The following is a 23,001-nucleotide window of genomic DNA, read 5'->3' on the forward strand; positions in this document are numbered from 1 at the left end:
ATGATGCTCGAGTCGACCGCGGCATCCGTGCCTGCTGCACCGTACGACCTGCGGATCGACAGCGGCGGAGACGACTTCACCGTGTCGGAAGCCACACCGCGACTGTCGTTCACCGTGCCCGTCGAGGCGGAGACATCGAACGGTTTCGAGCTCGAGGCGATCGTCGACGGCGAGAGCCGGGCGCGCGCGCCGCTCGATGCCGGCTCTCATCTCTTCGTCGAGTGGCCCTGGGTTCCGCTGACGAGTGGGCAGCGCGTGCGGTGGCGGGCGCGGGTGCAAGCCGGGGACGCCCCGTCGGAGTGGTCCGACTGGTCGACCTTAGAGTGCGGTCTGCTCGACGCCGACTGGTCGGCGGAGTGGATCAGCCCGGTCGAGCACGATGACCCTGGCTACGGAGCTCGCGGCGCCCACACACTGTCCCGCGCGTTCGAGGCGGACGACGTCGTCGCGGCTCGTCTCTACTCGACGGCGCTCGGGGTCTACGAGGCCAGGGTCAACGGACAGCGGGTCGGCACCGCCGAGCTCGCTCCGGGTTCCACGTCGTACGACCGCACGGTCTACGCGCAGGCGGCCGATGTGACCTCCCTGCTCCAGGGCGGTCGCAACGCACTCGAGATCGAGCTCTCCGACGGCTGGTATCGAGGTCAGGTCGGTGCCTTCCGCCTGCCGGCGGGATGGGGTACGACGCTCGCGGCTCGGGCGGAACTGCACCTCGAACTCGCCGACGGATCGCGGCGTGTGATCCGCACCGACGGCGAATGGACCAGCGCTCAGTCGACGATCGTCCGGGCCGACCTGATGGACGGGCAGACGACCGACTTCCGCGCGGAGAGCGGATCCGCGGTGCCCGTGATCGTCGGCGCGGTCGAGGGGCCGCCCATCTCCTGGTCGCCCGCCCCGCCGGTGCGCGTGGTCGAGACGCGCGACGCGGTGAATGCGAACCGAATCGCAGAAGACACCTGGGTGCTCGACTTCGGTCAGAACGCCTCGGGATGGATCCGGCTGACGGACCTCGGCCCCGCCGGCACACGCACGGTGATCGACTACGGCGAGCACGTCGGTCAGGATGGCGATCTCGACACCTCACACCTCGACTCGACCAAGCCGGGCGAACCGTCCGTCGTGTTCGTCCAGCACGACGAGGTGGTATCCGCCGGAGGAGGCGAGGTCTTCGAGCCGCGCCACACGGTGCACGGGTTCCAGTACGCACGGATCACGCGCGAAGGCTCGCCCTTCGAGGCGTCCACGGCGCAGATGCGCATCGTGCAGACGGACCTCCGCCGCACCGCATCGTTCGGGTCGAGTGATCCCTCGCTCAACCGCCTGCACGAGATCGCCGACTGGAGCTTCCGCGGCAACGCGGTGGACGTGCCGACCGACTGCCCGACGCGCGAGCGCCTGGCGTGGACGGGCGACTACCAGGTCTTCGCTCCCTCGGCGGCGCGGCTGTACGACGTGCTCGGCTTCACTCGCAAGTGGCTGCAGTCGGTGCGCGATGATCAGCTCGATGACGGGCGGATCGCGAACTTCTCGCCCGATGGGCGGCGCATCAAGCAGAAGCTCGACGATCAGTTCGCGATGATGACCGGATCCTCCGGGTGGGGCGACGCGATCACCTTCGTGCCGTGGGAGATGTACACCGCGTACGGCGACTCCCTGGTCCTGGAGGAGAACTGGGGCGCGATGGTCCGCTGGGTCGAGTGGGCCCTCGGGGCTGCGCGCACGACCAGGCATCATTCCCGCGTGGAGCGGTCGGAGGAGCCGCAGTCGCACGAGGAATATGTGTGGGACGGCACCTTCCATTGGGGGGAGTGGACCGAGCCCGTCCCCAAGGCGGAGGACGGCTCGCGCCTCGACCCGATTAAGTCCAACCCCATGGCCTGGTTCATGGCCGACAAGGGAGAGGTCGGCACGGCCTACCTCTACCGTTCGACGCGGATCCTCGCGGACGCGGCGACGGTGCTCGGGCGGGACGAGGACGCCGAGCGGTACGCCGTGCTGGCCGACCGCATCCTCGACGCCTGGCGCACCGAGTTCCTCGCCGGCGACGGACGCACAGTGCAGGACACGCAGGCCGCCTACGTGCGGGCGCTGACCTTCGGCCTCATCCCGGAGTCTCAGCGCGCTGCGGCGGCGGAGCGGCTCGTCGACCTCATCCGCGCTGCCGGCACCCATCTCGGCACCGGATTCCTCGCCACCGGCGACCTGCTGCCCGTGCTCGCCGACACCGGCCATGCCGGCGTCGCCTACGAGCTGCTGTTCCAGCGGAGCGCACCGTCGTGGCTGCACATGATCAACAAGGGTGCGACCACGATCTGGGAGGACTGGGAAGGCATAGACGACGACGGCGCTGCCCACGAATCGCTGAACCACTACAGCAAGGGCGCGGTCATCCGCTTCCTGCACACCCACACCCTCGGTCTTCGTCAGGACCCGGATTCGATCGCTTGGCAGTCGTTCACGATCGCCCCCATCCCGGGCGGCGGACTCACCTGGGCGACCGGGCATCTCGACACTCCGCGAGGGCGGATCCGCGTCGAGTGGCGGATCGAGGGTGACGAACTCCGGATCGACGCGGAGATCCCGGCCGGGGCGAGCGCGACGGTTGTCTTCCCCGACGGCTCGACGCGCACCGCGCCCCCCGGAGCGTTCACCGGTCTCGGGCGTCTCGCCGTCCGCTGAGTGCGACGGCTGTGTATGGCGACGGGTGCGCAGATCCAGGGCTGCGCACCCGCCGCCTCAGCGGCCGTCGGAACTCGCGGCATGCAGCTCGCGGCTGATGGCTCGCAGGCCGACCGCCAGCGATTCGAGTTCGTCGAGGGAGAGGCCGTCGAGGATGTCGGCACCCATCTCCGGGCGTGCCGCCATGATCTTCCCGATCACGTCGCGACCGAGCAGGGTGGGATGCAGCCGGCGGACTCGGTGATCGTCGGCATCCGTCATCCTCTCGACGAGTCCCTGCTCGACGAGACGTTCGATCAGCTTCGACATCGTCGCGAGGGACACCTCGAAGGTCGAGGCCAGCTCGCTCGCGCTGCTCTGCTCGGACACGACGATCGCCGTCAGCACCTTGAGCTGCTGGATCGTCAGCTGGGTGCTGAGCAGGGATCCCACCATGCGGGGGAGCGAACGCACCGAGATAGCGAGGGTGAGCGCATCGATGTTCTCGAGCGCGGCGGTTCGTCTCAGTTCGTCTCCCACGTCTGTACCGTAGTGCCTTCATAGCGTCTTCCCAGTGAGATTTACTTAGCTTCAAGCTAACCTTTTGTCGAAGGAACCGATCCGGGGTCGTGTCGGGCCCAGGCTCGTGCGCCATCCCCGACGTCGGCCTCCTGTGCCCGCACCCCCGAAGACAGGAGGGTGGAACGATGGCGTATCAGGTGCAGCAGACCCGGAGTGGGCAGGAGCGGGAGCGCTCCCTGCAGGAGATCCGAGAGAAGTATGCGTACGAGCGCGATCGGAGGATCCGCCCGGACGGCGCGACGCAGTACCGCTCGGCGCTGGGCGAGTACGGCTACTACGCGAAGGATCCCTACACGATGCGTGTCGAGCGGGAGCCGCTGCACGATCGCGTGGACGCGCTGATCATCGGCGCCGGATTCGGCGGGCTGCTCGCGGGGGCAGGTCTGCGCGACACGGGACTCTCGTCGATCCGCCTGATGGACGAGGCGGGAGACGTGGGTGGCACCTGGTATTGGAACCGTTATCCCGGCATCCGCTGCGACATCGAGTCGTACGTCTACATGCCCCTCCTGGAAGAGACGGGATACGTGCCCACCGAGCGCTACTCGACGGGGGAGGAGATCCGCCGGCATGCCGTGCGCATCGCCGAGCACTACGACCTGCGGCGCGACTTCGTCGGGCACACCCGCGCGACGGGTCTCACGTGGGACGAGGGCGCGTCGGAGTGGCAGGTCGAGACGGACCGGGGTGACGTCTTCCGTGCCCGCTACGTCATCACCTCGTCGGGAACCCTGACGCAGCCGAAGCTTCCGGGCATCCCGGGCATCGAGCGCTTCGCCGGCCACACGTTTCACACGAGCCGTTGGGACTACGGATACACCGGCGGATCGCCGGACGGCGATCTCTCCGGTCTGGCAGACAAGCGGGTTGCGGTTGTCGGCACGGGAGCGACCGGGCTGCAGGTGATCCCGCACCTCGCCGAGCACGCAAAGCAGCTGCTCGTCTTCCAGCGCACGCCGTCGACGGTCGACGTGAGGGACAACCGCCCGACCGATCCGGAGTGGGCGGCATCCCTCGCGCCCGGATGGCAGCGCGAGCGGATGGACAACTTCCTCGCCGTGCTCGCGGGGGAGGTCGAGGAATCGCTCGTGCAGGACGGGTGGACGGCGACGCACGCGCTGCAGCGCAGCATCCTCTCCGGTGCCGTCGACGAGGGCGTCTCCGAGGAGGAGCGGCAGCATCGCGAGGAGCTGGAAGACGCCGCGACGATGGACAGGATCCGAGCGCGTGTCGACGAGATCGTCGAGGAACCGGCCACCGCGGAGGTGCTGAAGCCCTGGTACCGGTACATGTGCAAGAGGCCCGGGTTCAGCGATCTCTACCTGCAGGCGTTCAATCGGTCGAACGTTGTACTCGTCGACACGGCGGACACCCACGGTGTCACGGCGCTCACCGAGACGTCGATCGTGGTCGGCGACGCGGAATACGAGGTGGACTGCCTCATCTTCGCCACCGGATTCGACGTGGGCGTCTCGGGTGTGGTCTCTGGAACGCTCCCCGTCGTCGGTCGAGGCGGGCGTTCGCTGCTCGAGGCCTGGGGGTACGGACCTCGTACGCTGCACGGGTTCAGCACGCACGGATTTCCCAACCTCTTCCAGCTCGGCCCCATGCAGAACGCGAACTCGGTGAACTTCGTGCACATCCTCCAGGAGCAGGCGACGCACATCGCCGCGGTCATCGCACGCGCCGCGCAGGTCGGGGCTCGCCGTATCGAGCCCACGGCAGAGGCGGAGGATGCGTGGTGCCGCACGGTGGCCGAGACCGCGAGAGACGTCTCGGACTTCCAAGCTCAGTGCACTCCCGGGTACTACAACGGCGAGGGATCCCGATCGATCGGCGGCCTCACGTTCTCGCCGGGGCCGGTGGTCTTCCATCGTCTTCTGCGCGAGTGGCGGGAGGGTGACATGGGTGACGTGCTCGTCGTCTCGGATGCCGATGAGCGCATTCGTGAGACGGTCTCGGTCGGGGTGCCCGCATGAGAGTGCCGGTCGTGACGGCCGCGACGGCCGTCGGAGTGATGGTCGTGCTCGCCGGATGCGCGCCCGCGGCGGACGATGGCGGGTCGGTGGGCGAGGCTGCGGGGCCGGCACTCGAGCAGACCTCGACGGAACTCCTGCAGGTCACCGAGCCGCACGAGCTCACCGGGGGGACACTGCTCGAAGGGCCGACCTTCCACGACGACGGCTCTCTGTTCGTGGTCGACGTGATGGCACCCGCGGGCGAAGCCAAGGTGCTGCGAATCGATGTCGAGGAGGCCTCGGCGGAGCAGGTCTTCACGGATGAGACGAGCGCATTCACCTCGGCGCAGTTCCATCCGAGCGACGGGCGTCTGTATCTGACCGACTTCCTCGGAGGCGGCGTGCTGAGCATCACGCCCGATGGCGAAGACCCGCAGGCCCACTTCACGGGTGCGGTCGAGGGCGTCGCGATGCTGCCCGACGACATCGCCTTCGCCCCCGACGGGACGATGTTCGTGACCGACACCCGCGGCATGGACGGGCCCGGGTGGGAGACGCCGGGCAGGGTGGTCAGGATCGGCGTCGACGGGTCGGCGAGCGTGCTGGCCGACGATCTGCCCTCGCCGAACGGCATCGTGTTCGACGAGGAGGACGCCGGGCTCTGGGTCGCCCAGTACAACGCGAACCGCATCGACTACTTCGCCCTCGACGAGGAGCGCACGCGTGTCGTCTCGGCGTACCCGGCGATCCATGTCGACGGCGGGATCGGACGCATCGACTCGACCGCGGTGGATGCCGAAGGGAACATCTACCAGGCGTTCCACGAGAAGGCGGAGATCGTGGTGTTCGCCAAGACCGGCGAGCAGATCGGGGTGATCCGCGTGCCCGGGGAGGGGCTCGAATCCGCGACGAACATCGCCATCGCGCCGGGGACCACTGACGGCTATCTGGTGGTCAGTGGGCCCGCGGGCGGGTTCGTGCACACCTTCGAGGCGTACGGCGAGGGCATCAGGCAGTCGAACGGGGGATGATGCCCGGACGCGACCCGTACCGGCAATCGCTCGGCTGCGGGTCGCGTCCTCTCAAGGCGTCACCTCGTCGGTGCCGCCGTGGAGTCCCGCACGACGAGCTCGAGCGGCAGGACGACCTTCGTCGGTGTCCTGCTCCGCTCCGGGTCGATGAGTGTCTCCATCGCGCGGGTGCCGATCTCGCGGAGCGGAGAGCGCAGAGTCGTGAGCGCGGGAACGGCCAGCTCGGCGCTGAAGATGTCGTCGAAGCCGATCACGCTGAAGGCCTCGGGCAGCTGCAGACCGCCGCTGCGCGCGGCCCGAAGGAGTCCGTGCGCGACGAGGTCGTTGTAGGCGAGGACGGCGGTGACGCCGCTGGCCCGGACGCGTCGGAGGGACTCAGCGCCGCCCGCGACCGTCGGCTCGTCCACGGTGATCTCCACCACCCCCAGGCCTCGTGCGGCCGCGAGATCGAGAGTGAGCTCCCATCGTGCCCGGTTGATCCGGGCGCCGCCGAGACCGAGGTACGCGACGGAACGGTGTCCGAGGTCGCGCAGATGGTCGAGTGCGTCGGTGAGGCCGGACTCGAGGTCTGGGGTGACGCTCGGCAACGACGGTGTGGAGTGATTGGCTCCGACGATCGGCTTGCTCGCAGCCAGCGCTGCCAGCGAGTCGTCGTCGAGGCGAGAGGCGACGACGAGGAGGCCGTCCACGGACGGCTGCAGCGTCTCGATCGTCTCGAGCTCGATCTCGGCAGCACCCTCGGTCTCAGAGACGATCAGAGTGAAGCCGCTCCTCCGCGCGACCTGCTCCGCGCCACGGATCAGCTCGAAGTGCACGGGGTTGGTGATGTCGGGGAGGACGATCGCATACGTCCCCGAGAGCCCTGTGGGAAGCGCCCGAGCCATGGGGTTCACCCGATAGCCGAGTTCTGCAGCAGCCGCGCGGATCTTCTCCTCGGTGGCGGCGTTCGTGCGACCGGGCTTGTTCAGGGCGCGCGACACGGTCGACGGATTGAGTCCGACCCGCTGGGCGATGTCGTAGATCGTGGGGCGTCGGCCGATGCGACCGTCGATCGCGGCCGCATCCTGCGAGGCGTTCGGCTCGTCTGTCGACATCGTGCTGTCTTCCCCTCGTCGCGACGGCATCCGGTTCCCCGATCGTACGGCAGAAGTCATCCGTCCGATCGAGACGCGTCTTGGCAACCGCTTGCCAAAACGCGTCGATCATGGTTGTCTGGTCTGACGATGTCGGGGCGGGGCGCCCCGGAGAGGATTGAGCGACGATGCTTCGACCCCAGTGGTCCCCGACGCGGGAACTGGTCTCCCTCGACGGCCTGTGGAGATTCGCGGCGGATGACGACGCGGTGCCCGAGCCGTGGTCGGATCGCCTCCGCACCGAACTCGAGGCGCCGGTCCCGTCGAGCTACGACGACCTGTTCGCCGACCAGGAGATCCGCGACCACGTGGGCTGGGTCTGGTATCAGCGCACGGTCCGCGTGCCGCGCGGATGGGACGGCTCCCGGATCCTCGTGCGGGTCGAAGCGGCATCGCACCGAGCCCGCGTCTATGCCGGACATTCCCTCGTCGCCACCCACGACGGCGGGTTCACTCCGTTCGACGCCGATGTGACCGATCATGCGATCCCCGGCGAGGAGTTCCGCCTGACGATCGGCGTCGACAACGAGCTGACGAAGACCACGCTCCCACCCGGCTTCGTGACCGTGGCCGACGACGGCCGCAGACAGCAGCGGTACCTGCACGACTTCTACAACTACGGCGGTCTGCCGCGCTCTGTGTGGCTCGCGGCTGTTCCGCCCGTGCGGATCGAGGACATCACGGCGGTCCCCGACGTTGACGGCGCCGACGGCATCGTCCGCTACGACATCGTCCTGTCGGACCCGTCCGTCGCCGCCGACCTCTCGATCAGAGTGCTCGACGGCGCCGGACGCCAGGTCGCCGAGGGGCACGGGCGCACCGGGGAGATCCGGATCCCGGACGCGATCCTGTGGCGTCCGGGGGCGGGCCACCTGTACGACCTCGTCGTCGAAGCGACGACCGAGACGGGCGTCCGTGACGTGTACACGTTGCCGGTCGGCATCCGCACCGTCGAAGTGAGAGGAGCCGAGTTCCTCATCAATGGCGAGCCCTTCTACTTCCGCGGATTCGGCAAGCACGAGGACTCCCCGGTTCGAGGCAAAGGTCACGACCCCGCGTACATGGTGCACGACTTCCACCTGATGCGCTGGGCGGGGGCGAACTCGTTCCGAACCTCCCACTACCCCTATGCGGAGGACGTCCTGGAGTACGCCGATCGGCACGGAATCGTCGTGATCGACGAGACCGCGGCCGTCGGTCTCAACCTCGCGATCGGCGCCGGGATGGGCACGGGAGCGACCAGGGCGACGTTCGGACCGGAGGGCTTCGGAGACGAGACGAGAGCCGCTCACGCTCGCGCGATCCGCGAGCTGGTCGCCCGGGACAAGAACCATCCCAGCGTCGTGATGTGGTGCATCACGAATGAGCCGGCGTCGTTCGAGGAGGGAGCCCGCCCCTACTTCGAGCCGCTCGTGGCGCTGACACGGGAACTGGATCCTCACCGCCCTGTCACGTTCGCCAACCTCATCCAGGCATCGCATGAGACCGATCGCATCGCTGATCTGTTCGACGTCATCTGCCTCAACCGCTACTACGGCTGGTATGCCGACGGCGGCGACCTGCGCAGCGCCGAACGGCACCTCGAGGCTGAACTCCGCGGGTGGGAGAGCACCTACGGCAAGCCTCTCGTCATGACCGAGTACGGGGCCGACACGATCGTCGGGACTCACTCGGTATACGACCAGCCCTGGACCGAGGAGTATCAGCTCGCCTTCCTCGAGATGTACCACCGGGTCTTCGACAGGATCCCGGCGGTCGTCGGAGAGCAGGTCTGGAACTTCGCCGACTTCCACACGCCAGGCAGCGCCTTCCGCGTCGACGGGAACAAGAAGGGGATCTTCACACGTGATCGACGGCCGAAGGCCGCCGCTCACGCACTTCGTACCCGCTGGCGCGGCTGAAAAGGACCTTCCATGTCACACGCATCACTCGTCCGTCGCGACCGCGACCGACTGCTCCCCGCCGATCCGACGACGCGCTCGGTCGCGCGCGCCCTCTACGAGCGCGTCGCCGATGCCCCGATCATCTCGCCGCACGGTCACGTGCCGGTGGAATGGCTGGTCGAGGATCGCCCGTTCTCCGACCCGGCATCGCTACTGATCACACACGACCACTACGTCACCCGGCTGCTCCACGCGTCCGGGGTCGGCCTCGACGAGCTCGGGGTCGGCGGCAGTGCCGCGGACCCGCGCCAGGTGTGGCGGAGGTTCGCTGAGCGTTGGCCCCTGTTCGCGGGCACGGCGTCGGGGTACTGGATCTCGGAGTCTCTGCAGAATGTGCTCGACGTGACGGTGCCGCTCTCGGCGGCGACGGCGGATGAGGCGTACGACCGCGTCGCGGATCAGCTCGCCACGCCCGAGCTGCGGCCGCGTGCGCTGTTCGAGCGCTTCGGCATCGAGGTGCTGGCGACGACCGACGATCCTCTGGACGATCTCGCAGGGCACGCGGCGCTCGCCGCGGAGGGCGCGGTCGGCCGGGTTCTGCCGACGTTCCGCCCCGACCGGTACCTGGATCCTGATGCGGCAGGGTTCGCGCAGAACGTCGAGCGGCTCGTCGCCGAGACGGGCAGCCCGGGCACGTTCGCCGGGTACCTCGCCGCCCTCGAGCAGCGGAGGCGGTACTTCATCGAGCACGGGGCCGTGTCCGCAGATCACGGTGTCGAGGTCCCCGACACGCTCGACCTCGCGCCCGAAGAAGGCGAGGGGCTCTTCGCCCGCGTCGTCTCCGGTGATGCGGATGCCGGGGAGCGTCACTCGTTTCGGGCGCACATGCTGCTGCAGATGGCCCGGATGAGCGTCGACGACGGACTCGTCATGACGGTGCACGCCGGCGTCGTGCGCAACCACAGCACGCAGACCTTCCGCCGCTTCGGCCCCGACTCCGGGCATGACATCCCGCGGCGCACAGACTTCGTCGGCGGTCTGCGGCCGCTTCTCGAGCGCTTCGGCCTCGAGCGCGATCTGCACCTGGTGCTCTTTGCCGTGGATGAGACCGTCTACTCTCGCGAGATCGCCCCGCTGGCGGGGTTCTACCCGAGCGTCTACATCGGCGCTCCCTGGTGGTTCCTCGATGCCCCGGATGCCATGGCACGGTTCCGCTCGGCGGTGACCGAGACGGCCGGGTTCTCGCGCGGGTCGGGGTTCATCGACGACACCCGCGCCTTCCTCTCCATACCGGCCCGACACGACACCGCACGCCGTGCGGATGCCGCATTCCTCGCCCGGCTGGTCGTCGAGGGGCGTGTGGACGAGGACGCGGCCGGCGCCGTCATCGACGACATCGTCGGGCCCCAGCCGAAGAGGGTGTTCAAGCTGTGAGCGGTGTGATGCTCGGAGTGCGCGAGTCGCCGGCACCACCGGTGCGGATCATCCATATGGGGCTCGGCGCCTTCCACCGCTCGCATCTGGCCTGGTACACGGCCCATGCCGGTGACTCGGCGCAGTGGGGGATCGCGGCGTACACCGGAAGGAGTGCCGGGCTCGCGGATGATCTCTCCGCCCAGGACGGTCTGTACACACTGATCGTGCGTTCGCCGGCAGGCGACGACGCCGAACGAATCGGGAGCATCGTCCGGGCGCATCCGGGCACGGACATCCCGTCATTCGTGAATGACGTCGCCGCTCCTGCGATCGCCATCGTCAGCCTGACTATCACCGAGGCCGCCTATGCCGATGATCGGACGGCTCTCGATCGAGCCCTGCTGGCAGGACTCCTCGACGACGACCTCGTCAGCGTGCGTCCTGTCACCGCCGTCGGTCGCCTCGTGCTCGGTCTGGAGGCGCGCAGGCGTTCGTGTTCCGGAGCTCTCGCTCTCGTCTCCTGTGACAACCTGGCCGACAACGGGGGAGTGCTGCGCGCCGCCGTCAGCTCTCTCGCGAGGGAGGTGCCGGGGCTTGTCGACTGGATCGATGCGCACGTGTCGTTCGTGTCGAGTTCGGTGGATCGGATCACCCCTCGACTCTCGGATGAGGAAACGACCGAGCTCTCGCGGCGCTACGGGGATCGTGCACCGGTGGTCGCAGAGAGCTTCTCCGACTGGGTCATCGCCGGAGAGTTCCCCGCGGGCCGGCCGCAGTGGGAAGTGGCGGGAGCCCGCCTCACCGACGACCTTGAACCGTGGGAGGCGCGGAAGCTCTGGCTGCTGAACGGCGCTCATACGCTTCTCGCGTCGCTCGGTCGGCTTCGTGGTCATCACACGGTCTCCGAGGCGATCGCCGACATGGTGTGCTTGCGCGCCGTCGACGCGTACTGGGATGAAGTCTGCCGGCATCTTCCGGCGGAGCTCGGACTGCAGGAATACCGGTTGGCGCTGCTCGACCGCTTCCGAAACCCGCGCATCCGGCATCTCCTCGCGCAGATCGGTCTCGATTCCGACACCAAGATGCGTGTGCGCGTCGCGCCGGTCGCAGAGCTCGAACGCAGGGCGGGGCGCCCCGCCGACGCGTGCGCAGCTGTCGTCGCGGCGTGGCTGGCGATCGGCGGACAGCGAGGGGATCGTTCATCCGTCGAATGCGCGGTCGACGAGCTCAGCCCCGTGCTCGGCGACGACGAGGCGTTCGTCGATGAGGTGCTCGCGAGTCGGCGATCGATCGATGATCTCACACTTCGATAACGAGTTGGCAATCGGTTGTCATTGACTCGAATCCCTGCTTTACTGACATCAGACGCCGCCGTCCTCGTCCGCTAGACCCTTAATGACAAGCGGTTGCGCATCAAGTCGTTTCATCCAAAGGAGTATGAACAATGTGGAACACCCGTAAGCACCGTCGTGGCGTGGTCCTGCCCGCCGCGATGCTCATCACCGCACTCGCGGTGTCCGGCTGCGCGGCCGGAAGCGACCCCGAACCCGCAGGCACGTCGGCCACCGTCGTCGAGAAGGATCTCGCCATCGCGGCTGTCTCGGCGCCGAACTCGCTCGACCCGGCGCAGCTCGTCGATGGGCAGCAGATGTTCGTGTGGTCATCGATCCTCGACACTCTGCTCCGCAAGGATCCGGCCACGGGGGAGATCATCCCGGGTGCCGCGGAATCGTGGGAGTACAACGAGGACGGCACGCAGCTCACGCTCGTGCTTCGTGAGGGAATGAGCTTCAGTTCGGGAGACCCGGTGAACGCGGACGCCGTCGTGGCGACCATGCTCCGCTCGCGGGAGACCGCCGGCAACGTGCAGAGTCGTCTGGCTTCGGTCACGGATGTCGTCGCCGAGGACGACCGGACGGTCGTGGTCTCGTTCGATGGCTTCGACCCGCAGTTCCTCGACAACCTCTCCTCCGGCCCGGGGGCGATCGGCGACCCTGCCACGATCGACGAGGAGCGCACCGCCACAGATCCCGTCGGCTCGGGGCCGTTCACACTCGACACCGAAAAGACCGTTCCCGGGAGCAGCTACGTGCTGGTGAAGCGAGACGACTACTGGGACGCGGAGAACGTCCCGTTCAAGACGCTGACGGTGAAGGTCCTTCAGGATCAGACGGCGTCGTTCAATGCGCTCCAGGCGGGCGAACTCAACGCGGCGACAGTGCAGACGCAGGTCGTCGGGCAGCTCGACAAGGAGAAGTTCTCGATCAAACAGAACGATGCGGTCGCGACGAGCTTCCTGAACATCCTGGACAGAGGCGGGGAGAAGTGGCCCGCTCTCGGAGATGAGAAGGTACGCCAGGCGATCAACCTCGCCATCGATCGGGACGCCGTCCTCAAGGGGCTGTACAGCGGAGTCGGAATCGCCACGACGCAGCTGGTGAGCCCATTCGGCGCCATCTACGACGAATCGCTCAACGACGAGTACGAGTACGACCCAGAGAAGGGGCGTGAGCTCGTCGAGGAGGCGGGCTACGCGGGGGAGAGCTTCCAGATCCCCAGCACCTTCCTGTCGACCACTGTGGAACCCGTTCTCACCCAGGCGTTCGCCGACATCGGCCTGACGCTGGAATGGGTCACGGTTCCTCCGCAGCAGGCGCAGTCGGCGGCTCGCTCCGGCGACTACGGTCTGTACTTCCAGATCCTCGGGTTCAATGCGGACAGCGCGGACCTGGCGACGACCTTCGCCCTGGACGGAGTCGGCAACCCGCGCGGCTACACCGATGACACCTTGGACCGGCTGTTCTCGGAGATCGACTCGACGGTCGCCTTCGACGACCGCGTACCGCTGTATCAGGAACTGAACGAGTACGTCGTCGATCAGGCATTCGTCGCGCCGCTGGTCTACGTCGGCGCTGTGTGGGCTACCGCCGACGGCATCAGCTACGTCGGAGAGGCGAACACCCTCTCCACGATCCGACAGTTCGACGTCACCGAGTGAGTGAGGGGTGGGGATGCGGTCCGCCGCATCCCCACCCGCACCGGGAGTTCTTTGATGCTCAGTTATATCCTTCGCCGTCTCGGTGCCGGGATCGTGCTCGCGATCCTGGTGACCCTGATCACCTTCCTGCTGCTCAGCACGTCGTTCGATGACGTCGCGCAGTCGATTCTCGGCACCGGTGCGACGCCGGATGTCGTTGCGGGGCTCATCGAGCAGAAGGGGTGGGATCGACCTGTCCTCGTCCAGTACTTCGACTGGCTGATCCACGCGGTTCAGGGCGACTTCGGCGTCTCCGTGTACACGTCGCTGCCAGTCGGACCGACCGTTCTCCAGCGCCTCGCCGTCACGCTCTCGATCATCGTCCCCGCGCTGATCCTGACCGTCATCATCTCGGTGGTGCTCGGCGTCTGGTCTGCCTCGCGCGGGGGAATCGTCGATCGCATCGCGCAGGGGATCTCTCTCATCGGGTACATCGTCCCCGGCCTCCTGCTGGCGATCGTGCTGGTGGTGGTGTTCGCAGTGCAGCTCAGATGGCTTCCCGCCACCGGCTTCACACCGTTCGCCGAGGACCCGGCGGCGTGGGTGCGTAGCATCACGATCCCGGTGATCGTGCTGACCATCGGCGGCGTCGCCAACATGGCGGCTCAGGTGCGAGGGCGCATGATCGACGAGCTCCGCCGCGACTACATCCGCACCCTGCGGACGCGCGGCTCATCGACCACCTCGATCGTCATCAAGCACGCGCTGCGCAACGCTGCGAGCCCGGCGCTCACGGTGATGTCGCTGGAGTTCATCCAGATGTTCGGCGGCGCGCTCATCATCGAGAACGTCTTCGCTCTGCCGGGCTACGGCAGCTTCGCGTTCAACGCCTCTCTTCAGGGCGACATCCCCGTGATCATGGGCATCACCGCCTTCGGTGTGCTGCTGGTCACCGTCGTCAACCTCCTCACCGACCTGGCCAACGGCTGGTTGAACCCGAAAGCGAGAGTCCATTGAGCGACGAACGCCCACTCCAGACGAACACCGGAACCGTGACGCCGCCCAGCACCGAGCTGCTCGTCACGCTCGAGAACGCGGCGAAGACCCGGACGTCCACCTGGCGTCGAATCCTGCGGGATCCTCAGGCCGTCGGGACCCTCGGCATCCTCGCCGTGATCTTCCTCCTCGGACTGCTCACGCCGTGGCTCGCGCCGCACGGTCCGAACGACGCCGATCTCGCGATGATCAACGCCCCCGTCGGTACGCCCGGGTACCTGCTCGGCGCCGACGAGGCGGGCCGCGACATCCTGTCTCGGCTGCTCCACTCGATCAACACGGCGGCCATCTCTGCTCTGATCGGCGCCGGCGTGGCGCTGGTCGTCGGAGTGATCGCCGGTCTCATCGGCGGGTACTTCGGCACGGTGACGAGAGCCACCACCGAGTGGCTCTTCAACCTGATCATGACGTTCCCCGGCATCCTGCTGCTGATCATCCTGATGCCGGTCACGGGTGGCGACTACCGCTTCACAATGCTGATCTTCGGTGTGCTCCTCTCGCCGGGCATCTATCGCATCGTCCGCAACCTCGTGCTCGGGGTGAAGAACGAGCTCTATGTCGACGCGGCGCGGGTGTCGGGTCTCGGCAATCTCCGCATTCTCGGCCGCCACGTGCTCTTCGTCGTTCGCGGTCCGATCATCATCGCCGCAGCCTTCCTTGCCGGGTCCGCGATCGCCGTGCAGTCCGGGCTCGCCTTCCTCGGCGTCGGCTCGCTGCAGATCCCCAGCTTCGGATCGATGATCTCGTCGGGCTTCCGCAACCTCTACATCGCGCCGACGCAGTTCCTCTGGCCGAGCCTGCTGCTCGGCGTGATCACGGCGTCGCTCGTGCTGCTCGGCAACGCTCTGCGCGACATCCTCGAGGGCTCCATGCCGAAGCCGGCGAAGGTCGGACGCGGTCAGCGTGTGCTCGACAGCGCCGGAGAGGCGACGGCCGCGCGGACGGGGCTGCTCGAGATCAACGACCTCGCCATCGCCTACCCGCGTCCGAGCGGAGGACTGAACGAGGTCGTGCGCGGCGTCGACCTCTCGATCGCCAGAGGGCAGGTCGTCGGACTCGTCGGGGAATCGGGCTCGGGCAAGTCGCAGACCGCCTTCGCCTCCCTCGGCGTGCTCCCCAACGAGGCGGTGATCACCCGCGGGTCCATCCGTTTCGACGGGCGTGAGCTCGTCGGTCTCACGGACGCGCAGATGCGGCCCCTCCGCGGCAAGGAGATCGCCTATATTCCGCAGGAGCCCATGTCGAACCTCGACCCCTCCTACAAGGTGGGCGCTCAACTGGTCGAGGGAGTGCGCTCGGCGCTCGGCGTGACGCGCGCCGAGGCGACCGCTCGTGTGCTCGCGCTCCTCGAGCGGGTCGGCATCGCGGATCCGAAGCGGACCTTCGACTCGTATCCGCATCAGATCTCGGGCGGCATGGCGCAGCGCGTGCTCATCGCCGGTGCGGTCGCCAGCCGACCGAAGCTCCTGATCGCCGACGAGCCGACCACGGCGCTCGATGTCACGGTCCAGGCGGAGATCCTCGATCTTCTGCGCGATCTGCAGTCGGAGCTCGACATGGCGATCCTCCTCGTCACCCACAACTTCGGCGTCGTGGCTGACCTGTGCGATCGCATCGCGGTCATGCAGAACGGCGTGATCGTCGAATCCGGCACCGCCGCGGAGGTGTTCGCCCACCCGACCCACGAGTACACGAAGATGCTGCTCGGGGCGATCCTCGACGAGAGCACGGTCCGCACGGACCCGCCCGTCGCGATCACTGAAGAAGGGACGCAGCGATGAGTCTTCTCGAGGTCGATGAGCTTCGCGTGTCGTTCCCCGGCAAGGGGTGGCGGAAGAAGCCGGTGGAGGTGCTGCACGGCGTCTCGCTGAGTGTGGCGCCCGGCGAGACGCTGGGGCTGGTGGGGGAGTCCGGATCCGGCAAGACCACCATCGGTCGCGCGGTGCTGGGGCTGGTGACGCCATCCGGAGGCGACATCCGCTTCGACGGGACATCCATCGCACGGATCTCGGCGCGCGATCGACGCCGGCTGTCGCGAGACATCCAGGTCGTCTTCCAGGATCCGTACACCTCGCTGAATCCCTCGATGACGGTGGGCGACATCCTCGCGGAACCGCTCGTCATCCAGGGGGCGACCGCCAAGGACGCGCGCTCGCGCGTCAGAACGCTGCTCGACCAGGTCGGATTGCCCTCGGATGCGATCGAGCGGCTGCCCCGGGAGTTCTCGGGCGGTCAGCGCCAGCGTGTCGCCATCGCGCGTGCGCTCGCCCCCGAGCCTCGCCTCATCGTGTGCGACGAGCCGGTGTCGGCGCTCGACCTGTCGACGCAGGCCCGAGTGCTCGATCTGTTCGTCGAGATCCAGCGGGCGACGGGGGTGGCCTATCTCTTCGTCTCGCACGACCTCTCGGTCGTCAGACACATCAGCCATCGCGTGGCCGTGCTGTACCGCGGCGACCTCGTCGAGACGGGATCAGCCGAGCATGTGACGTCGAGCCCCGACCACCCGTACACCCAGAAGCTGCTCCTGGCGGCTCCGGTCGCCGACCCCGCCAGGCAGCGCGAGCGGAGGCTCGAGCGTCGCCGCCTCATGGAGGCGTCATGACTCAGAATCCGATCATCCCCGGCTACCACCCGGACCCCTCGATCTGCCGCGTCGGCGACGATTACTACCTCGCGAACTCGAGCTTCGAGTACTCGCCGGGCGTCCCGCTGTTCCACTCGCGCGACCTGATCTCATGGACGCAGGTCGGCAATATCCTCGATCGGCCGGAGCATCTCGATGTGCGCCCAGGACTCGCGGGCGCCAGCGGAGGGATCTACGCTCCGACGCTGAGGCATCATGACGGCCGGTTCTGGATGATCACGACGAACATCCACGAGGTCGGCCGCGGTCACGTTCTCATGCACGCGAACGCCCCCACCGGGCCGTGGAGCGATCCCGTCTACGTCGCAGGGCTCATCGGCATCGATCCGGACATCGCGTGGGATGACGACGGCACGTGCTTCGTGACCTGGAGCGATGTGATGCGCGGCGGCATCTCGCAGGCCGTCATCGATCCGGTGTCGGGCGACGTCCTCTCGGAGCCGCGCCCGCTGTGGGCGGGAACCGGCGGGGCGCACGCCGAAGGGCCGCATCTGATCCGTCGGGGGGAGTGGTGGTACCTGCTCGTCGCCGAAGGTGGCACGGGCCCCGGACACATGGTGACGATCGCGCGATCCCCAAGCATCCGCGGACCCTTCGAGCCGGCGCCGACGAATCCGATCCTGACCCACCGCAGCACGAGTGCGGCCGTGCAGTCGACAGGGCACTCCGATCTCGTCGAGCTCGCCGACGGCTCCTGGGCGCTCGTGTTCCTCGCGACACGGCCGCGGGGAACATTCCCTCGCTGGCACACCAACGGCCGCGAGACGTTCCTCGCGGGAGTCGACTGGGTCGACGACTGGCCCGTCGTCGACGAGGCGCGCTACGACGTGCCGGTCTCGACGTCATCGTTCGTCGACGAGTTCAGAGGCGAGGTACTGCATCCGCGGTGGATCGCGCCGGGCACCGCACCATCGACCTTCGCCCGCACGAGCGCGGATGGTCTGCGCCTCGACCTGGGTCGGGACGCGCTCACCGTGAGCGCCGAACGACTGCTCGCGGTGCGCGCCGAAGACGAGTTGTGGTCGGCTCGCCTGCACGCCACGGGTGACGTGGCACTCTCGGTCCGTATGGATGACGCGCACCAGCTGCTGGTCGAGCGCATCGGTGAAGAGGTGCGTGCGCGGATCGTCATCGGTCCGCTGAGCGACGTCGTCGCGAGTGCGACGGTGTCGGCTGACGCGGCGCTCGAGATCAGGGCTGTGGAGTTCGAGGCCGAGCGCGGCGCTCGCCGCGGGCCGGATCTGCTGCGTGCCGGGGTTGCCGCGGCAGAGGGCTTCGTCGAACTGGCGGCCCTTGACGGTCGGTATCTGTCCACCGAGGTCGCGGGGGGATTCACCGGACGGGTCATCGGGATCGAGGCGCTCGGAGAGCAGGTCGCCGTCATCCGGTTCGAGTACGAGTCGGGTGTCGCCGCGGGGTGATCAGCCCTGCGCCGTGGGCCTCAGCTCCGGCACGAAGGTCGACATGAGCGAGGTGACGCACGCATCGACGTCGATCGTCGAGCGATCGAAGAGCCACTGCGTGTGCAGGCCGTCCATGGCGGCGATGGTGATCGCTGCCAGATGCCTCGGAGGCAGGTCGGTCGACAGGCGTCCCTCGTCTCGGAGTCGCGTGAAGAGGCGGGTCATGAACGAGCGGATGTTGCGGTATCGAGTCTCGAAGTAGACGTGCGCCGGGTGGGCCGGCGCTGTGGCCTCACCGGTGAGCACGGCGCTCAGCTCCACCAGGCCGACTCGTTGATCCCGTTCGATCAATGTCGTGGCCATTCCGCGGAGGACATCGAGCGGGTCGGCGTCGGTGTCGAGCGCGGCATTCCGCGAGAGATAGTCGGCGCTGCGCTCGTCCTGCAGCTCGAGAACCGCCATGAGCAGATCCTCCTTACGCGGGAAATGATGCAGAAGTCCCGTGTGGCTGATGCCGGCGCGACGCGCGATCTCCGCCATCGATGCGCCGTGGAACCCGGATTCTCCGAAGATCGTGAGACACGCGTCGAGGATGCCGCGGCGTACGGCCGCGGTCTTGGCGTACTGCGCCATCAGTCCTCCTCAGATCAAAATAGTGAGTGCTTTCTAATTTTATGTTACCGTGGTGTGGCAATCGGTTGTCATGATTGCTCCGATCGAGAGGATCCCTCAATGACGAACTTCCCCACCGGCTTCCTCTGGGGTGCCGCCACCGCCGGACACCAGATCGAAGGCAACAACGTCAACAGCGACTGGTGGGAGCGCGAGCTGACCATGCCCGGCATGGAACCCTCGGGTGACGCGGTCGACAGCTATCACCGGTATCGCGAGGACATCGACCTGCTCGCGGATGCGGGGCTCACGACCTACCGGTTCAGCCTCGAGTGGTCACGCATCGAGCCCGTCGAGGGTCGCTTCTCGCGGGCCGAGCTCGCGCACTACCGACGCGTGATCGACTACTGCTTCTCGCGTGGAGTCGTTCCCTTCGTCACCCTGCAGCACTTCACGACGCCGCGCTGGTTCGCGAACGACGGCGGGTGGACGTCGCCGAAGGCCAAGGACCGCTTCCTGAGTTTCGTGACCGAAGCCACGACGATCCTCGACGGCGTCGAGTGGGTGGCGACCATGAATGAGCCCAACATGCAGGCGGCCATCATGACGGCGATGCGCCGCATGGCGGAGACGCAGGGCGGGCAGTGGACGAGTCCCACGGTCGAGAGCGACGCCGAGCGCGAGGGCGGCGAGGAGACGAAGCTCGAGAAGAAGCAGCACGGTGCTTTCCTGCAGGACGCCGACCCCGAGATCGGCCGCGCGTTCGTCGAGATCCACCATGCTGCACGCGAGATCGTGCGCGCCCGTACGGACGCCAAGGTCGGCTGGACCATCGCGGCGGGCGCGCTCACCGCCGCCCCCGGCGGTGAGGAGAAGCTGAAGCAGATCCGCTACGGCAAGGAAGACGTCTACTGGGAGGGATCCCGGGGCGACGACTTCGTGGGCGTGCAGGCGTACTCGTCGCAGGAGGTCGATGCGGACGGTCTCGTGCCGCACCCGCCGCACCCCGACAACACGCTCGTCGGCACCGCTTTCCGCCCGGACTCTCTCGCCATGGCCGTGCGGCACGCATGGGAGGTCTCCGAGGGCGTCACGGTCATCGTGACCGAGAACGGCATCGCCACCGGCGATGACACCCAGCGGATCCGTTACACGGATGCCGCGCTGCGCGGCCTCGCAGACACGATCGACGAGGGCATCGACGTGCGCGGCTACCTGCACTGGACGCTGCTGGACAACTTCGAGTGGGGTCACTGGGCTCCGACCTTCGGTCTGATCGCCGTGGACCGCGAGACGTTCGTGCGCACGCCCAAGCCGAGCCTCGGCTGGCTCGGCGAGGTCGCGAAGCGCAACGGTCTGGGCTGACCGGCACCACGCACAGAGGCCGAGCAGATGACCGTCGACGTCGACGATCCCCAGGGCGAGAGCGCTGCGGAGGCTGCGGGGCGCGTTCCGGAGGGCAACCTCGCGCTTCCGCAGCCACCCTCCCTGACCCCCGCGCCCGACGGCGCGGGGGCCGGGCAGGCAGCCGTCTCGGCGTGGTCGATCGTCCTGCTCGTCGCCGCGACGTTCGGGGCCGGCATGGCGATGATCGTGCCGATGGCTTACTCGCTGGCGGTGCGTCTCGACCAGTTGGCGCCCGGGCGCACCGAAGCCCTCGGCATCGTCCTGGCCGTCGGCTCGGCAGCCACTCTCGTGCTCGCCCCTCTCACCGGCATCCTCAGCGATCGCCTGCGCAGTCGCTGGGGGCGACGGCGTCCGTTCACCGTGATCGGTCTGCTGATCGGCGTGGCTTCGGTGCCGGTCATGGCCGTCGCGCCGAGTCTCGTCGTGCTCACGATCGGATGGACGCTGTCGACCGTCGGCTGGGGAACAGCGGCAGCCTCGCTCGGCAACTGGCAGGCGGACCGTCTGCCGCCGCATCAGCGCGGACGCGTATCCGGACTCACCGGTGTCACGATGCAGGTCGCGCCCGTCATCGGGATCATCCTCGTCGGATTCTTCCGCGATCAGGTGCTCGTCGTGTTCGCGCTCCCGGCCGCGATCGGTGTGGTGCTGGTGGTCGCGTTCCTCGCTGTCGTGCGCGACCCCGACAGCCGGGGGATGGTGATCGAGCGGCGGCTGACCGTCGGTGGACTGCTGCGGAGTTACGGCTTCGATCCGCGCAAAGCCCCGGACTTCGCGTGGAACTGGCTCGGACGCTTCATCTTCTTCTCCGGGCTGACCCTCACCACCAGCTTCACCGTGTTCTTCGTCGCCCAGCGCCTCGAGCTGCGCGTGCCGGATGTCGCCGGAGTGCTCGCGATCGTCTCGGCGTCGAGCATCGTCACGGCCACCCTCGGCTCCCTCGGGGGCGGATGGCTGAGCGATCGGGTGGGCAGGCGCAAGCCATTCATCCTCACGGGTTCCGCTCTCTTCGCTGCGGGATGCAGCGTCTCGGCGTTCGCCCACGACCTGCCGACGCTCATGGTCGGCACCCTGCTGAACTCCCTCGGCATCGCCACTTTCTCGGCCGTGGCTCAGGCGCTGCTGCTCGACGTGCTCCCCGATCGCGAGCGCGAAGCGGGTCGGTACATGGCCATCGCCCTGTTCGCTCAGAAGATCCCCGGCGTCTTCGCGCCCGTGCTCGGCGGGGTGGTCCTGGCGACCGGCACCGGGGTCGGTGCCGGCACAGAGAACTTCACGGCCCTGTACCTCCTCGCCGCCGCGCTGGCGTTCGCCGGTGGTCTCCTCATCACCCTCTCGGTGCGCAGCGTCCGCTGAGCACCACCCCTTCGAAACGGAGCACTGATGTCCTTTCCCTTCCCCGATGTCTCGTCGAATCCGCTCGCCTCGCTGATCGATCTGACGGGCCGCACCGCACTCGTCACGGGAGGCGCGCAGGGTCTCGGTCGCGCGATCGCCGATCGGCTCGCCGAGGCCGGTGCGAGCATCGTGATAGCCGATCTCGATGAGGGTCGCTCGCGAGCGGCGGCGGTCGAGATCGCCGAGCGTTTCTCGGTGCGGACGGTGGGCGTGCGCATGGATGTGACCGACTCGGCGTCGGTGTCTGCAGCGACCGACGCCGCGGCGGCTGAGGTCGGTGCCCCGGACATCTGGGTGAACAACGCGGGGATCTTCCCGAGCCAGTCTCTGCTCGAGATGAGCGACGAGACCTGGGAGCAGGTCTTCGCGGTCAATACGCGCGGTGTGCGCAACGGCGCCCGCGAGGCGGCGCGTCGGATGCCGCAGGGTGGCGTGATCGTCAACATCGTCTCGACCGCGGGCTTCCGCGGGACTGCGCCCGGCCTGTCGGCCTACGTCTCGTCGAAGCATGCGGTGCGGGGGCTCACGAAGCAGCTCGCCCTCGAGCTCGCCCCCCAGGGCATCCGCGTGCTCGGCGTCGCTCCCAGCTACGTGCCGACCGAGGGGAACATGGCGATGGCGGCCGCGGCGATCGAGCAGATGGCTGCAGCGGGCATCGATCCCACCACCATGCCTGCGGCCATGTCGCAGAGCCTGATCGGTCGCCAGGGGACGCCCGACGACATCGCACGGGTGGTGCTGTTCTGCGCCAGCGACCTCTCGACGGTGATGACCGGCAGCACCCTTCTGGCTGATGCGGGCGAGACCGTCTGACTGGCAATCGGTTGCCATTTACCTCGA

17 protein-coding genes are annotated in these 23,001 nt (G+C 67.9%); 14 read left to right on the plus strand and 3 right to left on the minus strand.

Annotated elements, in window-relative coordinates; all coding sequences use genetic code 11:
- Positions 1-2,682, plus strand: coding sequence for a family 78 glycoside hydrolase catalytic domain (locus tag OPU70_RS10860; protein WP_498557754.1), 2,682 nt, complete (start codon positions 1-3; stop codon positions 2,680-2,682).
- A gap of 57 nt (positions 2,683-2,739) precedes the next feature.
- On the opposite strand, the gene OPU70_RS10865 is transcribed toward OPU70_RS10860, so the two are convergent.
- A complete protein-coding gene (locus OPU70_RS10865; RefSeq protein WP_079113538.1) occupies positions 2,740-3,201 on the minus strand; it encodes a MarR family winged helix-turn-helix transcriptional regulator in 462 nt (153 codons plus the stop codon).
- A gap of 167 nt (positions 3,202-3,368) precedes the next feature.
- Here OPU70_RS10865 and OPU70_RS10870 point away from each other — a divergent pair, with 167 nt between their 5' ends.
- Both OPU70_RS10870 and OPU70_RS10875 read left to right on the plus strand, forming a co-directional pair.
- A complete protein-coding gene (locus OPU70_RS10870; RefSeq protein ID WP_498557755.1) occupies positions 3,369-5,222 on the plus strand; it encodes a flavin-containing monooxygenase in 1,854 nt (617 codons plus the stop codon).
- An 11-nt stretch (positions 5,223-5,233) separates the two neighbouring features.
- Entirely contained in the window at positions 5,234-6,232 is a 999-nt protein-coding gene (locus OPU70_RS10875) for an SMP-30/gluconolactonase/LRE family protein (RefSeq protein WP_498557756.1), read from the plus strand.
- Positions 6,233-6,291: 59 nt separating this feature from the next.
- Here the strand turns inward: OPU70_RS10875 and OPU70_RS10880 are convergent, their stop codons facing one another.
- Positions 6,292-7,326, minus strand: coding sequence for a LacI family DNA-binding transcriptional regulator (locus OPU70_RS10880; protein WP_498557757.1), 1,035 nt, complete (start codon positions 7,324-7,326; stop codon positions 6,292-6,294).
- Positions 7,327-7,493: 167 nt separating this feature from the next.
- On the opposite strand from OPU70_RS10880, the gene uidA reads away from it, so the two are divergent.
- The 8 genes from uidA (at position 7,494) to OPU70_RS10920 (ending at position 18,762) form a co-directional block, all read left to right on the plus strand.
- Positions 7,494-9,266: a beta-glucuronidase gene (gene uidA / locus OPU70_RS10885; RefSeq protein ID WP_498557758.1), complete on the plus strand. Its 1,773-nt coding sequence runs from the start codon at positions 7,494-7,496 to the stop codon at positions 9,264-9,266.
- 12 nt (positions 9,267-9,278) lie between these two features.
- Complete coding sequence (gene uxaC, locus OPU70_RS10890) at positions 9,279-10,682, plus strand: glucuronate isomerase (RefSeq protein WP_475435763.1); 1,404 nt, start codon at positions 9,279-9,281, stop codon at positions 10,680-10,682.
- Positions 10,679-11,977 carry a mannitol dehydrogenase family protein gene (locus OPU70_RS10895; RefSeq protein ID WP_498557759.1) on the plus strand — a complete coding sequence of 433 codons (1,299 nt, stop codon included), beginning with the start codon at positions 10,679-10,681 and terminating at the stop codon, positions 11,975-11,977. The genes uxaC and OPU70_RS10895 overlap by 4 nt, the downstream gene beginning before the upstream one ends.
- Positions 11,978-12,108: 131 nt before the next feature.
- Entirely contained in the window at positions 12,109-13,662 is a 1,554-nt protein-coding gene (locus OPU70_RS10900; RefSeq protein ID WP_475435760.1) for an ABC transporter substrate-binding protein, read from the plus strand.
- A 54-nt stretch (positions 13,663-13,716) separates the two neighbouring features.
- The gene (locus OPU70_RS10905) at positions 13,717-14,658 is read left to right on the plus strand and encodes an ABC transporter permease (protein WP_498557760.1); all 942 of its coding nucleotides are present in this window, start codon (positions 13,717-13,719) and stop codon (positions 14,656-14,658) included.
- On the plus strand, positions 14,655-16,478 hold the full coding sequence (locus OPU70_RS10910; RefSeq protein ID WP_228385576.1) for a dipeptide/oligopeptide/nickel ABC transporter permease/ATP-binding protein: 1,824 nt from the start codon (positions 14,655-14,657) through the stop codon (positions 16,476-16,478). The genes OPU70_RS10905 and OPU70_RS10910 overlap by 4 nt, the downstream gene beginning before the upstream one ends.
- Entirely contained in the window at positions 16,475-17,299 is an 825-nt protein-coding gene (locus OPU70_RS10915) for an ATP-binding cassette domain-containing protein (protein ID WP_079113530.1), read from the plus strand. The genes OPU70_RS10910 and OPU70_RS10915 overlap by 4 nt, the downstream gene beginning before the upstream one ends.
- Positions 17,296-18,762, plus strand: a complete 1,467-nt coding sequence (locus tag OPU70_RS10920; protein WP_475435754.1) for a glycoside hydrolase family 43 protein — start codon at positions 17,296-17,298, stop codon at positions 18,760-18,762. The genes OPU70_RS10915 and OPU70_RS10920 overlap by 4 nt, the downstream gene beginning before the upstream one ends.
- Here the strand turns inward: OPU70_RS10920 and OPU70_RS10925 are convergent, their stop codons facing one another.
- Entirely contained in the window at positions 18,763-19,377 is a 615-nt protein-coding gene (locus OPU70_RS10925; RefSeq protein ID WP_475435752.1) for a TetR/AcrR family transcriptional regulator, read from the minus strand.
- A gap of 99 nt (positions 19,378-19,476) precedes the next feature.
- Between OPU70_RS10925 and OPU70_RS10930 the strand changes: the two genes are divergently transcribed.
- Genes OPU70_RS10930 through OPU70_RS10940 form a run of 3 tightly spaced genes read left to right on the plus strand, consistent with a single transcriptional unit; the run spans position 19,477 to position 22,974 of the window.
- Positions 19,477-20,721 (plus strand): family 1 glycosylhydrolase, encoded by a 1,245-nt coding sequence (locus OPU70_RS10930; protein ID WP_079113527.1) that lies wholly within the window; start codon positions 19,477-19,479, stop codon positions 20,719-20,721.
- A gap of 27 nt (positions 20,722-20,748) precedes the next feature.
- Positions 20,749-22,119 (plus strand): MFS transporter, encoded by a 1,371-nt coding sequence (locus OPU70_RS10935; protein ID WP_498557761.1) that lies wholly within the window; start codon positions 20,749-20,751, stop codon positions 22,117-22,119.
- 27 nt (positions 22,120-22,146) lie between these two features.
- Positions 22,147-22,974 (plus strand): SDR family NAD(P)-dependent oxidoreductase, encoded by an 828-nt coding sequence (locus OPU70_RS10940; RefSeq protein WP_498557762.1) that lies wholly within the window; start codon positions 22,147-22,149, stop codon positions 22,972-22,974.
- The last annotated feature ends 27 nt before the right edge of the window (positions 22,975-23,001 follow it).

This window comes from Microbacterium sp. SWDP-B6, assembly GCF_059803615.1.

What these genes read in the sequence shown, in the direction of transcription:
- OPU70_RS10935 (WP_498557761.1), top strand. Translation starts at nt 20,749, where the DNA reads ATGACCGTCGACGTCGACGATCCCCAGGGCGAGAGCGCTGCGGAGGCT.
- uxaC (WP_475435763.1), top strand. Translation starts at nt 9,279, where the DNA reads ATGTCACACGCATCACTCGTCCGTCGCGACCGCGACCGACTGCTCCCC.
- OPU70_RS10930 (WP_079113527.1), top strand. Translation starts at nt 19,477, where the DNA reads ATGACGAACTTCCCCACCGGCTTCCTCTGGGGTGCCGCCACCGCCGGA.
- OPU70_RS10905 (WP_498557760.1), top strand. Translation starts at nt 13,717, where the DNA reads ATGCTCAGTTATATCCTTCGCCGTCTCGGTGCCGGGATCGTGCTCGCG.
- OPU70_RS10925 (WP_475435752.1), bottom strand. Translation starts at nt 19,377, where the DNA reads ATGGCGCAGTACGCCAAGACCGCGGCCGTACGCCGCGGCATCCTCGAC.
- OPU70_RS10920 (WP_475435754.1), top strand. Translation starts at nt 17,296, where the DNA reads ATGACTCAGAATCCGATCATCCCCGGCTACCACCCGGACCCCTCGATC.
- uidA (WP_498557758.1), top strand. Translation starts at nt 7,494, where the DNA reads ATGCTTCGACCCCAGTGGTCCCCGACGCGGGAACTGGTCTCCCTCGAC.
- OPU70_RS10880 (WP_498557757.1), bottom strand. Translation starts at nt 7,326, where the DNA reads ATGTCGACAGACGAGCCGAACGCCTCGCAGGATGCGGCCGCGATCGAC.
- OPU70_RS10940 (WP_498557762.1), top strand. Translation starts at nt 22,147, where the DNA reads ATGTCCTTTCCCTTCCCCGATGTCTCGTCGAATCCGCTCGCCTCGCTG.
- OPU70_RS10870 (WP_498557755.1), top strand. Translation starts at nt 3,369, where the DNA reads ATGGCGTATCAGGTGCAGCAGACCCGGAGTGGGCAGGAGCGGGAGCGC.
- OPU70_RS10860 (WP_498557754.1), top strand. Translation starts at nt 1, where the DNA reads ATGATGCTCGAGTCGACCGCGGCATCCGTGCCTGCTGCACCGTACGAC.
- OPU70_RS10915 (WP_079113530.1), top strand. Translation starts at nt 16,475, where the DNA reads ATGAGTCTTCTCGAGGTCGATGAGCTTCGCGTGTCGTTCCCCGGCAAG.
- OPU70_RS10900 (WP_475435760.1), top strand. Translation starts at nt 12,109, where the DNA reads ATGTGGAACACCCGTAAGCACCGTCGTGGCGTGGTCCTGCCCGCCGCG.